The 12,955-nt window shown below is 40.0% G+C and carries 10 protein-coding genes and 4 tRNA genes; 12 read left to right on the top strand and 2 right to left on the bottom strand.

All coding sequences use genetic code 11. The annotated features are described in order from the left end of the window. Positions 1–108 precede the first annotated feature (108 nt). Both MHI41_RS18930 and MHI41_RS18925 read left to right on the top strand, forming a co-directional pair. Positions 109–1,242: a DUF418 domain-containing protein gene (locus tag MHI41_RS18930; protein WP_342494423.1), complete on the top strand. Its 1,134-nt coding sequence runs from the start codon at positions 109–111 to the stop codon at positions 1,240–1,242. A 15-nt stretch (positions 1,243–1,257) separates the two neighbouring features. Continuing rightward, positions 1,258–1,467, top strand: a complete 210-nt coding sequence (locus MHI41_RS18925) for a hypothetical protein (RefSeq protein WP_035390108.1) — start codon at positions 1,258–1,260, stop codon at positions 1,465–1,467. 230 nt (positions 1,468–1,697) lie between these two features. Here the strand turns inward: MHI41_RS18925 and MHI41_RS18920 are convergent, their stop codons facing one another. After that, positions 1,698–2,222: a redoxin domain-containing protein gene (locus MHI41_RS18920; protein WP_226650533.1), complete on the bottom strand. Its 525-nt coding sequence runs from the start codon at positions 2,220–2,222 to the stop codon at positions 1,698–1,700. A 113-nt stretch (positions 2,223–2,335) separates the two neighbouring features. Further along, positions 2,336–4,864: an NB-ARC domain-containing protein gene (locus tag MHI41_RS18915; RefSeq protein WP_342494422.1), complete on the bottom strand. Its 2,529-nt coding sequence runs from the start codon at positions 4,862–4,864 to the stop codon at positions 2,336–2,338. 436 nt (positions 4,865–5,300) lie between these two features. Here MHI41_RS18915 and MHI41_RS18910 point away from each other — a divergent pair. The 10 genes from MHI41_RS18910 (at position 5,301) to MHI41_RS18865 (ending at position 12,901) form a co-directional block, all read left to right on the top strand. After that, positions 5,301–5,376, top strand: a tRNA-Lys gene (locus tag MHI41_RS18910). Between the two features lie 6 nt (positions 5,377–5,382). Then, positions 5,383–5,454: transfer RNA gene (locus MHI41_RS18905), tRNA-Glu, on the top strand. An 81-nt stretch (positions 5,455–5,535) separates the two neighbouring features. Next, positions 5,536–5,612 (top strand) — tRNA-Asp (locus tag MHI41_RS18900). Between the two features lie 26 nt (positions 5,613–5,638). Further along, positions 5,639–5,711: transfer RNA gene (locus MHI41_RS18895), tRNA-Phe, on the top strand. A gap of 347 nt (positions 5,712–6,058) precedes the next feature. After that, positions 6,059–6,766, top strand: a complete 708-nt coding sequence (gene yycF / locus MHI41_RS18890; protein WP_017359978.1) for a response regulator YycF — start codon at positions 6,059–6,061, stop codon at positions 6,764–6,766. A gap of 7 nt (positions 6,767–6,773) precedes the next feature. Beyond that, on the top strand, positions 6,774–8,612 hold the full coding sequence (walK, locus tag MHI41_RS18885; protein WP_255234183.1) for a cell wall metabolism sensor histidine kinase WalK: 1,839 nt from the start codon (positions 6,774–6,776) through the stop codon (positions 8,610–8,612). Further along, positions 8,602–9,981 carry a two-component system activity regulator YycH gene (gene yycH, locus MHI41_RS18880; RefSeq protein ID WP_342494421.1) on the top strand — a complete coding sequence of 460 codons (1,380 nt, stop codon included), beginning with the start codon at positions 8,602–8,604 and terminating at the stop codon, positions 9,979–9,981. The genes walK and yycH overlap by 11 nt, the downstream gene beginning before the upstream one ends. Further along, the gene (gene yycI / locus MHI41_RS18875) at positions 9,968–10,831 is read left to right on the top strand and encodes a two-component system regulatory protein YycI (RefSeq protein ID WP_017368442.1); all 864 of its coding nucleotides are present in this window, start codon (positions 9,968–9,970) and stop codon (positions 10,829–10,831) included. The genes yycH and yycI overlap by 14 nt, the downstream gene beginning before the upstream one ends. Positions 10,832–10,837: 6 nt before the next feature. Beyond that, positions 10,838–11,632, top strand: coding sequence for an MBL fold metallo-hydrolase (locus MHI41_RS18870; protein ID WP_007497388.1), 795 nt, complete (start codon positions 10,838–10,840; stop codon positions 11,630–11,632). An 81-nt stretch (positions 11,633–11,713) separates the two neighbouring features. Further along, positions 11,714–12,901: a S1C family serine protease gene (locus MHI41_RS18865; RefSeq protein WP_342494420.1), complete on the top strand. Its 1,188-nt coding sequence runs from the start codon at positions 11,714–11,716 to the stop codon at positions 12,899–12,901. Positions 12,902–12,955: the final 54 nt, after the last annotated feature.

Below are 12,955 nucleotides of genomic sequence, written 5' to 3'. Positions count from 1 at the left end.
ACACATTTTACTGGTGTTTTTTTGTTTAAATATTCCTTAATTTCTACGGAACGCTCTTCCTGTCATTACCAAAATGTGATAACTGTATAAAAGGGAAGGAGCGTTCTAGTGAAAGAAAGAATACGATTATTAGATATTTTACGAGGTTTTGCGATATTAGGCACATTGGGTACAAACGTCTGGTTTTTTGCGTACGCAGGGGATACCTTTGCGACAGATCAGATTGCGGATGAATATGAAAATGGCAGTTTTCTTGAAAGTTTTGTCTCTATGTTCGTTTATGGCAAAATGCTATCGCTGCTCACGATCATGTTTGGTGTAGGGCTAGAGCTGAAATACCAGCAGGCGAAAAGAAAAAATACGACTTGGCCGGGTACATATTTATGGATTCTTTTATTCTTATTGATTGAAGGCTTTGTCCATTTTGCGCTAGTGATGGAATATGATGTGCTCATGAGTTACGCCGTCACGGGTTTGCTTGTGGCGTTTATTGTCCGTGGAGGAAGTCGGCGCATCAAAAAAGGCATGATTGTCTCGGGTGTCATTCATTTGTTGGTGACGGCTTTTCTCGTTGTATTTTCTTTCTCTGAATTGGAAACTGAATCCTATGACGGGAGCAGTGAACCAGCGTACGAAGAACAACTGCCGGAGACATGGATATCTCAAGTTCAAGACCGATTACAGCACTTTTTGATGTACCGAGAAGAAGCGATCTTTATTATCCCAATGAATACCTTTTTGTTTTTATTAGGTGTGCGGATGATGAGAGCCGGTGTATTTTATGCAAATGAGCGTGGGCAAACTCTGCGGAAAACATTATTTAGAATGGGTTTGTGGATTGGACTGCCGCTGAATGCGCTCGTCTTCGTACCAAATGAAATAGTAGAATTTGTGGTGCGCTATGTGTTTTCACCATTCCTCTCTATATTCTATATTGCTGTTGTGGCGAAGCTTTTAGAACGGACGGAATCATGGTTCATGTGGACTTGGTTTGAATATGTAGGAAAAATGGCGCTTAGCTGCTATATCCTGCAAAATGTCATCTGCTCGCTTCTTTTTTATAGCTGGGGATTGGGTCTTGGCGGGCAAATCAACGCCCCCCTTATCGTCTTGTCATGGCTGTTCATTTCACTTCTGCAAATTGCCATTTCAGCCCTTTGCTTAAACGTCTGGCGGATTGGACCAATGGAGTATATCCGATCACAGGCACTTCGCCGTGTGACAATGAAGAAAGCATCTTAAAGGGGAATAGATTCAATGTTTTTCAAAAAAACGACGAAAAGAGAACAAGCCAATGCACAAAAAGCAGCAGGATCGGCGTTTGTCTTTTATCTTCTAGCATTAGGAGGACACGCGTTGTATGCGTTTTTCCAAGATGACAGACCACCCGTCACTTTTGTGATTTTAATGACAGGTCTCCTTGTGTTTTTCACCGCAGATTGGCTATACAATAAAAAACATTCATAAAAAAAGAAGCCCTCTGACGAGAGCTTCTCAGCGTGTAGACAAACCCTCGCATTCGTTGTCAGTCCTGCGTGCCGGTGCTCACGAATGTCAAATTCGCTCCGCGCCGGTACTCGTCTTTCCTAGACTTCAAAGGTTTTCAACTACGCTGAAAAGAAGACAAAGGGATAAAATAAAGTTCATTTTATCCCTTTGTCTTCAATTGAAGAAGCCCTCTGACGAGAGCTTCTTTTTTATTTTAGGCTTTTATATTGGCCTTTTAAATTTTTGCGAATGTATTGAATGATTTTGCGCAGTTCGTTGGCATGCGGTCTGCCAAATGGACTTGTTTGTCTTTGCTGATAGAGGACTTGGCCTTTTTCATTTAATAAGAAATAAGCAGGTTCTCCGTGCACCCCATGATCTTCGTATGGGGCATCTTCCCCGTGATAGAAGACTTCATAGGCTTTCAATGATGTGAGGTCTTGGTCAGACATGATGGGGAAAGATAGTCCCTCTTTGTCTGCAAATTCTTTCAAGTCTTCAGGGTTATCTGTTGAAATCGTCATTAAGTGAATATCCTTGTCTTGAAAATAGGATTGCTGTTTTTCCAGCTCTTTTAATTCCTCGACACATACTGGGCACCATGATCCTCTAAAGAAAACGATAAGGTGCCAGCTTTGATGCTCCTCTAAATGTTTGTAAAAATCAATGTGATCGCCCTGCACTGTTGGCAGTGAAAAATCGGGCATTTTATCTCCTAATTTAAATGAACTCATCCTATGCTTCCTCCTTTTTCAATCACCATGCTGTTTGTTTCTTGTATAACCATTTTCAAAGGAGGTAAAACTTTTTATATTGCAAGTAAGGAAAAAAGTTATGAATAAAATAATTATAGCTTTATTTCTCCTATTTTTAAGATTTTCATAGCAATTTTCCCTTTTGGAGTATCTCTTTCTACAAAATTAACCCTGTCACCAACTTTTGGATTTGTATAGTTGATGTTATGAACTTTAAAATAATAATCATGATATGAGTTTTTTATAAAGCCATAGTACTCTGTTAGTTTAACAATTATACCTTTACCTTCCTCTGTTTCTAGTGGTACTTTATCATTAAAATTAAGCCCTAAATTCTTAGATTTTTCAATAATATCATCAGGGAGTATACTTTCATTATAGATTATGCTTTGTCTAAGTTTTTTTAAGTAACCACTACTGTTATTTTGGATAATTCCTATATGTTTTCTGAAGGTTATAACAAATAAATCTAATGCCTTATTTAATGACAATATAAAAGATAAATCTGCTAAAGATCTGATTAAGGTTGCACATGTCATTTGATCAATATTGTTTAGTTTATCTATTTCTTTAATAGATTTTTCTAAGTATTCAAATTTTATATTCGAATCTCTTATCCCGTAGTTTTCTGCCATTCTCCTATATAAGTCAGATATCTTACTGACATACTGATTTGCAAATTTATCAGTGCGGTTTTTTGATGTATCGATACTTTTAAATATATTTAAAGCTTCTTCGAATTCACCTAAATACATGTATATTCTGCCTTTTTCTAAAGTAATCCTAGGCTCATCCGATATATATTTTTCTGCTTCTTCTATACATTCTCGTGCTTGAATATAGTCCTGCAATTTAATTGTATAAAAGACACTAAATAGATAGTATACTGATGCCTTTTCAGTGTCTTCATGAGCATTTTCAATAGCTATTCTATACGAATCAATCGCGTCCATTAAATTATTATTTTCAGCATTAATGAAGGCTTTAACTTTATAAATTTCAAAATAATCAGGTGCTACATTCTCCGCCTTTTTTATAAGTTCGCTAGACTCTTTCCAGTGCTTCTTGCTACTAGACTCTAATGCCATTATTAAATAATATGAGGCGATTTTTGTATTTTCATTTTTTAAATTATTAAATAGTGATCTTGGGCTAAATGGATCTGCTTCATTTTTCGTTTTAATCTCCTGCATCATTCTGTTTAAAATTGTTCTTTTCTGACTAATGTCTCTTATGAATGAACTATCTGGTGATCTATAAACCTTCAAATAGTCTTTTGCCATATTATTAATTTCATACTTTCCGCCAATAGAATTTCTTAACATGCTAGTTGATAGTAATTTATTTATACTGGATATCAACAATTGGCTGTGTTCAGGAACAATGTAATAGTCAATCTCACCGTAACTTAGAGATTTTCCCTCTACTAATAGAAGCCACAAAACTTTGATCTCGTTTTCAGTCAGTTTTTCAATAATATTAGACATTGAAAATTCAACTAAATCACTTTTGTTTGAAAGTAACGTATTGGTATCAGCTCCAAAAAATAAGCTCGTTATATACCATTTTATAGATAAAGGGCTTGAGTAAAGATGTTTTTCAATTAAATCATCAATTATTTGAATTTCTTGTTCATGTATATTTAACTGATAATATCTCGATAAAGATATAAAGTACATCCTTGCATCCTTTTTATTTAATTCCGCTAACACATATCTATTTTCCAACTCACCTAATCCACTTCTTGAAGTTATTAAGACTTTAGATTTTGACGGTATTTTCTTCAAGAAGTCTATAATTGCTTCTGTTGGAACAGTTTCTAAGTTATCAATCACTAATAAGGTCGAGAATTCTTCCATAAATGTTAAAATATCATTTTCAGAATTGCTAGTTTCTTCCACCATGTATTTTTGCAATACAGAATACATCTTATTTATTTCACCAATACTGGAGCGAATATTTACAAATTCCCCTTTAGATAGAGTCTTTGTTTTTAGAGAAACCCAAATAATTGCTTCAAAACCTCTAGAGTTGGAACTATCTAAAAGCTCGTACAAACATTTGACAACAATTGCTGTCTTACCAATTCCACCATTTCCAATAACTGTTATTATTTGATTCTTATCGGATTCTAATAGTTTAGTTAATTCTTTGATTTCTTTCTTTCTGCCAATATAACCAGTATCGTCAAATTCAGGGACTGGTAAATTATGGTAAATTGATGTTGTATCATCTACTTCAGGTGTAAAAGTTGTCTCAACTATTAACTTTTGTGGATTGTTTCTTAGTTGATCTCTAGTTTTAACTAGTTCATTCCATTTAATAAATGAAAGTTTTCTATCTAGAGTGTGTAATGTTTCTTCTAAGGTTCCTCTGTCGGAGAACTCAATCGGTCTAGTATGCATAACTTTATTTCGTATTGGAATTATTTTTGAAAAAACTTCATTAATCGCTTTTTTATGTTTACTACTGATATTAAAAGTAGCCGAACCAACTTGAATTATATCTATCAGGTCTCCCATATCAAGTTCGTTTAAAAAGGCTTCATTACAACTTAATCCATCACCTGTTAAGAGTGAATTATTTCTACTTATCGCTTTATCAGATAACTTATCACTCAATCTTATTGATTCATTATTGGTAACTAAATATTTTCGGAGATCATATTCAATTGAAGTGCAGATAGTAAACATTAAGACTCTATTGTTTAAATTGAAATTAGACATAAAATTCACCTTCATACATTTTTTTATAAGTCCCTATAGTTTAGATTTTATCAGATCCACTGTATATTTGTGCAAATAGAACAAAAAATTACCTAACATTAATCTAGTTTAAAATCTGATGAAATATTCATTTGAAAAATTGAGGTTAATAATAGGATTAAAAAAAATAAAAAAATGTCGAAAAACGTATTGCCATATGTAATTACTCTATGATATTATAAATCTCGTTGTTGCAAAGGTCTCTGAAACTTGTTAAGATGCGATTTTCCAGCTTTTAAAGCGATTGGTTTGACGCAATACAGCTTCTTCAGATTCACTTTTCACAAACCGAGAGCCATTAGCTCAGTTGGTAGAGCATCTGACTTTTAATCAGAGGGTCGAAGGTTCGAGTCCTTCATGGCTCACCATGTTTTGGCCCGTTGGTCAAGCGGTTAAGACACCGCCCTTTCACGGCGGTAACACGGGTTCGAATCCCGTACGGGTCATTGATTTACTTTAGCGTTAAGCTAATTTTTCCTCACTTGCTTGAAGGAGCACCACGATTGCTTTTTCGGGCAAGTTACTGAGGTCCGGTAGTTCAGTTGGTTAGAATGCCTGCCTGTCACGCAGGAGGTCGCGGGTTCGAGTCCCGTCCGGACCGCCATTTATACATATTCATCTTTTGATGATGGCTCGGTAGCTCAGTTGGTAGAGCAACGGACTGAAAATCCGTGTGTCGGCGGTTCGATTCCGTCCCGAGCCACTTCCAAACGCATCTGCAATCGCAGGTGCGTTTTTATTATGAAAAGAAGGCATAAAAAGGGAGAAGCCGGACCTAGGTAGGGCCCGGCTCCATAAGAAGAAGACGTTACATGTATATAGACGTTTAGTGACTGGAAAAGTTTCAATAAAAAAGGAAAAAGTCATCAAATTTTTTGGGCGGAGTTCTTCTATTCAACGTTTACTAGCAAAGAAAGCCGTTATTATTTTTATCTTTGCCTCGTAAAACGTTATAATAGACAGTGAGCCTTTTTTTCGTAAATGAAAAAGGCGTAATGTGACATGCAAAATGGAATGACATAGATGCTAAAAATGCAGGAGGAAATCACAATGGAAAAAAAGATTCTTGTCGTAGATGATGAAAAGCCGATTGCGGATATATTGGAATTTAACTTAAGAAAAGAGGGCTACGAGGTTCATTGTGCGTATGACGGAAATGAAGCCCTTGAAATGGTAGAAGAAATTAAGCCAGACATTATTTTGCTCGACATTATGCTGCCGAACAAAGATGGCGTTGAAGTATGCCGTGAAGTGAGAAAGAAATATGATATGCCGATTATCATGCTGACAGCAAAAGACTCTGAAATCGATAAAGTCATTGGTCTTGAGCTTGGCGCGGACGATTATGTCACAAAGCCATTCAGTACACGCGAGCTGCTTGCACGTGTAAAAGCAAATTTAAGAAGACAGACGGCTGCTCCGCAATCAGAGGAAGAATCTGAATCAAATGATATCGAGATTGGTTCACTTGTGATCTACCCAGATGCGTATGTCGTGTCTAAGCGTGACGAAACGATTGAGTTAACGCATCGTGAGTTCGAATTGCTTCATTACTTAGCGAAACATATTGGACAAGTCATGACACGTGAGCACTTACTGCAAACGGTTTGGGGCTACGATTACTTCGGAGATGTCCGTACAGTAGACGTGACAGTCCGCCGTCTTCGTGAAAAAATTGAAGACAACCCTAGCCACCCGAGCTGGATCGTAACAAGACGAGGCGTCGGCTACTATTTAAGAAACCCAGAGCAGGACTAAGATTCTTATGAGTAAAGTAGGTTTTTTTCGCTCGATTCACTTTAAATTGACCTTGATTTATGTGCTGCTGATCATTGTCGCCATGCAGATTATTGGCGTGTACTTTGTGAAGCAGCTAGAGCAGTCCTTAATTAATTCATATGATAATTCCTTGAATCAGCGAATCTACTCGTTATCGTATTACCTAGAACAAGATTCATCGAAAAGCAAGGCAGAATTAAAAGAGGATGCTCAAAAGATATTAAACGATTTTAACAACAAAGATGAGTCTAATGAAATTTCTGAAGTCAGCTATATTGACGAAAGCAGAGAGGTCATTGCCTCTGTGAATAACGGCAGTCAAGAGATTGCCGGGAAGAAAATCACAGATCAAATCATTAGCCGTATTTTCGCGGTTGGCAAAGACTACGAGAAAAAATTCTATGACCCAGAATCGAATAAACGAGTCCGCATATCAGCGACAGCCGTGAAAAATGAGAACCAAGAAACCGTTGGTGTCATTTATGTGGTCTCATCCATGGAAAGTGTTTTTAACCAAATGCGAACCATTAATACGATTTTGGCAACGGGAACGCTGCTTGCCCTTGTGATAACCGCTCTACTTGGTATATTCATATTCAGAACCATTACACACCCAATTTCGGATATGAGAAAGCAAGCGATAGAGCTCGCCAAAGGGAACTTTTCCAGAAAGGTCCGAAAGTATGGACATGATGAGATTGGTCAGCTAGCGACGACATTTAACCATCTGACGAGAGAGCTGGAGGAAGCGCAGCTGATGACAGAGGGCGAGAGGAAAAAGCTTTCTTCTGTGATCGCTTATATGACAGATGGCGTCATTGCCACGAATCAAAACGGGGCCATTATTCTATTAAACAGCCCGGCACTAGAGCTTTTGAATGTTTCACGTGAAACAGCTCTAGAGATGCCGATCACGTCCTTGCTCGGCTTAGAGGAAACTCATACATTTGAAGATTTAGTCGAAAATCAAGACTCCATGCTACTAGAAATTGAACGCGAAGATCAGTTGTCTGTTTTGCGTGTCAATTTCTCAGTCATCCAGAAAGAGCATGGGAAAATTGATGGCTTGATCGCGGTCATTTATGACGTGACAGAGCAAGAGAAAATTGATGCTGAACGCCGCGAATTCGTGGCGAACGTATCGCATGAACTGCGTACACCGCTAACGACGATGCGAAGCTATCTTGAGGCACTCGCTGAAGGTGCGATTGGTGATAAAGAGCTTGCGCCAAGGTTCCTCAGTGTCACGCAAAATGAAACAGAGCGCATGATTAGACTTGTGAATGACCTACTCCAGCTGTCTAAGTTCGACAGCAAGGATTATCAATTCAATCGTGAGTGGACGAATTTTATCAGGTTTATCTCGCTCGTCATTGATCGTTTTGAAATGACGAAGGAGCAGCATGTCGATTTCATCCGGAACCTGCCGCAGCGTGAAATATATGTGGAAATTGATCAAGATAAAATCACCCAGGTGCTCGATAATATCATTTCCAATGCCATGAAATACTCGCCAGAGGGTGGACACATTACGTTCACTGTCGATTTGGATGAGGAGAAAGGTCTTGTGTTATTCAGTGTCAAAGATGAAGGAATCGGTATTCCGAAGAAGGATATGGATAAAATCTTTGAACGTTTTTATCGAGTGGATAAGGCAAGAACAAGAAAGCTTGGCGGAACCGGCCTAGGCCTTGCGATTGCAAAAGAAATGGTTCAGGCTCATGGCGGAGATATTTGGGCTGACAGCATCGAAGGAAAAGGCACAACGGTAACCTTTACCCTTCCGTACAATGAAGAACAAGAGGATGATTGGGATGAAGCGTGAGACCTTTAAAACCATTATATTGACAATCCTAATTGCGATCAGTCTTGTGTTTACGTGGAATATTTGGATGTTCCAGCCCGTCATGCAGGATCAGGCGGATGCCGGCACACAGGTCGTGGAAACGAAGAAGATTTCAAGCGACGAGCCTCGGAGTCTCATTGATGTCGTGAAGCCGCGTGAGATGTTCATCCATTCCAATGGAGAGCATTTCAAAGTGGATCAAAAGGAACTCTTCCAAAACTTTTGGAATGATGTGAGCCTGTGGGATGTCAAAGAGATTGCCGATGTGTCGGACCAATATTCCGAGCAGAAATTTAAGAATTTCTTCTATGGACGCGAGGGGCAAGGTAAAACATTGGATCTTGTGTTCAATGATCCGATTCCGATTGATATTTTCCAAGCGCTGTTTAAATGGCCGAATAAATCCATTGAATACAACTCGTTTGACCGGATGATTGTGCCGTTCGCTCAGCCGGATAAGGCCAATAAGAAAGTCTATTTGATCTCATACAGCAAGGAATCGGTGCTTGAGCTGACGATTGAATCAGCCAACTATCGTAATCTGATGGATAGCATTGCCGCCGCTCAAAACGAGATGCCGCGCTATGATCTATATACTTTCTCTACAAATTCAAAACGAGATTTCCTTCTGCCGCAGAAGCAAAAGCAGCTTGAAGCGAAAATGTTCTTTATCGAAACGATTAAGACAAGCAAATTCAAGGACGCTTTGTTTACAGACCCAAGTCTAGTTGGGGAGGAGTCTAATTTAAACCGGACGGTGTATACAGATGGAACGAGTCGTCTTGAAGCAAATCAAAAAGACCACCGCATCCAATATCAGCATCGTAATATCAATTCTAGTACCGTATTCCAAACGGGAGATTTGATCAAGCGAAGCGTGAAATATTTCAATGATAACGGAAGTTTTACCGATAATTATCAATACTTCGGCATCAACAGCAACCAGCAGCTGTCCTTTAATATGTTTATGGATGGACTGCCGATCGTCAACAGCACAAAGCATCCATTTGGTATGACATCACTTGAAGTGCAATGGGCGAATGATGACATTTTGAGTTATAAGCGTCCAAACTACATTCTCGGCAACAAAGCGAGTCAGAGTGAACAGGTCAAACTGATGAATGGGACAGAGCTGAAAAACTTGATCATCAAGCAGACGAAGTATGATGATTTAGAGAAAATTGAACAGATTTTCCCTGCCTATCAAGCGACATCCACGGCATCAGATCAGGATCAAGCGATGTTTGTCTGGCTAGAGCCGGTATGGTGTATGAAATATAACGGAAAAACCGTCATTTTATCGAATGATTTGCTGACAGAGGGGAGCGAGAATCATGGAGTGGAATAAGACTAAAACGATCTTTATCCTAGCCTTTCTCGTTCTCGATATCTTTCTAGGTTTTCAATACTTTGAAAAGCGATCGACCGATCATTTTGCGATTATCGAAAAAACAGATACGCTGGAAGAAATGAAGGCAGACGGAATCAAATATGGCAATCTATCAGATGAAGCGAAGATTGGATACCGCATTACAGCTGAGAAAAAGCAATATACGAAAAAGGATGTCGACGGATTAGCTGATCAAAAGACGAAAAGCACATTCCCAAAAACCGAGAAAGATGATCCTGTCACCCTGCTTGAAATGACCTTCAATAAACCAGTTGCATTGCCGAAAAAAGATATGAAAACAGCAGCGACCAATCTTGTGAGCCAGCGTTTGCTGGATGGCAAGAATTATAAGCTCTGGAGCATCGATGAAGAAACAGGTGAAATCGTCTTTTTCCAAACGTATAAAGGAAAATACATCTTCCAAGAAGGTCTTGATGACACCGAAACCATCGGGAAGATCACATTGGATGTGAACGATCAAAACGAGGTCGTCTCGTATCGGCAGTCGATGGTGACATCGATTAATGAAGTGAGAAAAGAAACCCTTGTCCCGGCGCTTGAAACGGTGAAGGACCTATATACACAAAATATGCTGAGCCAAAACACGACAGTGAAAAAAGTGGAGCTTGGCTACTACACGCAATACCCAGGTGCAAGCACTCAAGTCATGGTTCCTGTATGGCGAGTAGAGATTGAAGGCGTGGCAGCTGGTTCAAAGAAAAAGACAGAAGAAGAATATTTGATCAATGCCATTGATGGCTCAACACTTGATCATATAGAGAAAGAAGACAAATCTTCATTGGAGTGAGAGAACATGAGCTTGCAGTTCAGTGTACTAGCGAGCGGAAGTACGGGGAACGCTTTTTATTTAGAAACAGACGAGCATGCTTTTTTAGTAGATGCGGGCTTAAGCGGCAAACAGATGGTAGAGCTGCTTGGTCAAATCGACCGAAAGCCAGAAGACTTGGACGGAATTTTTGTCACACACGAGCACTCAGATCATATTAAAGGACTCGGTGTGATGGCAAGAAAGTACAAGCTTCCTGTCTATGCAAATGCGAAAACATGGAAGGCGATGGAGTCACATATTGGGAAAGTGGATACGGAGCAGAAATTCCACTTTGATATGGAGACGGTTCAATCATTTGGCGGTCTCGATGTTGAATCATTTGGCGTATCACATGATGCGGCAGAGCCCATGTTTTATGTATTCCATTATGGCGGGCGTAAACTTGCCCTCATGACGGATACAGGCTATGTGAGTGATCGAATGAAAGGAATTATTAAATCAGCCAATACGTTCGTATTTGAGAGCAACCATGATGTCGGCATGCTGCAAATGGGGCGCTACCCATGGAGCATTAAACGCAGAATTTTGAGCGATGTCGGACACGTATCCAATGAAGATGCGGCTCTTGCTATGACAGACGTGATTGGAGATGCCACCTCACGCATTTATTTGGCTCACTTGAGTCAAGACAACAACATGAAGGACTTAGCCCGTATGGCGGTCCAGCAGACGCTTGAAATGAAGGGCTTTGTTGTAGGGGACGGCTTTGATTTATATGATACGGACCCTAAAAAAGCAACCCCGCTTTGCGCCGTATGATTTTTACAATCGTATGATTAAGATAAGAGCTTCTTACCAACACTATATACATCATCTATTCACTGAAAGGAAGGAAACATAGTGGATTATCGCGATGTAGAGTGGAAGCCGAGACGAAGCAGAAAAGGATATTTCCTATCTGGTCTGATCGGTGTATTGGTAGGAGCTTTTTTAATGGGATTCTTTTTCCCCTATGTGTCTGGACAGAGTGGCAGCCCCTTTGGCTGGCAGTCAGCTGGAGATCAGCAGGCATCAGATGGCCCTTTAAAGACCGTCAATGTGAACGTGAATGATGCGGTCACAAAAGTGGTATCGAGTATGTCGGATACAGTTGTCGGCGTCATTAACATTCAAAAGTCGAGCTTTTGGGAAGAAGGCGGTGAAGCAGGCAGCGGGTCAGGTGTGATTTATAAAAAAAGGGGTGACACCTTTTATATCGTGACCAACCATCATGTCATCAAAGGCGCAAATCAGCTTGAAGTGAGCCTTCAGGACGGGAAAAGGATCGGGGCAAATCTTGTCGGCAGTGATCAGCTGATGGATTTAGCGGTACTCACGGTCAAAAGTGATAAGATCAAGAAAACCGCCGCTTTCGGCAATTCAGACCATGTCAAACCAGGTGAGCCTGTCATCGCCATTGGAAATCCATTGGGCCTTGAATTTGCTGGCTCCGTCACACAAGGTGTGATTTCTGGAACAGAGCGTGCGATCCCTGTTGATTCTAATGGTGATGGACAGACGGATTGGAATGCGGAAGTTTTGCAAACGGATGCCGCCATTAATCCTGGGAACAGCGGCGGAGCCTTGATTAATATGGACGGCAAAGTGATCGGCATCAATTCAATGAAGATTGCTGAGTCAGAGGTGGAAGGGATTGGGCTGTCTATTCCTGCGAATCTGGTGATCCCTGTCATAGAGGATTTAGAGCGCTATGGAGAGGTGAAGCGTCCGTACCTTGGTGTTGGGATGAAATCACTAGCAGATATTGCGAGCTATCATTGGCAGGAAACGTTAAAACTACCATCAAAGGTCACAACCGGAGTCGTCGTGATGAGTGTCGAGCCTTTATCTCCAGCAGGAAAAGCAGGGTTAAAAGAGCTGGATGTCGTGACGTCGTTTGACGGCAAGGAAGTACAAAATATCGTTGATCTGCGTAAATATCTTTATCAAAAGAAAGTCGGCGACAAGGTAAAGGTGCAATTTTACCGAAGCGGAAAGAAAAAATCAGTCGAGGTCAAACTCTCCCAAACCGATCGGTTCGGAGGCTAGCCAGTTCCTATAGGGGACTGGCTTTTTTTACATGCCCGGCATATGATAAAGGAA

The organism is Bacillus sp. FSL M7-0307 (genome assembly GCF_038627835.1).
GTDB lineage: Bacteria > Bacillota > Bacilli > Bacillales > Bacillaceae > Bacillus > Bacillus altitudinis.
Note: the sequence above shows the minus strand (reverse complement) of the source record. Positions and strands in the feature narration are given on the sequence as shown.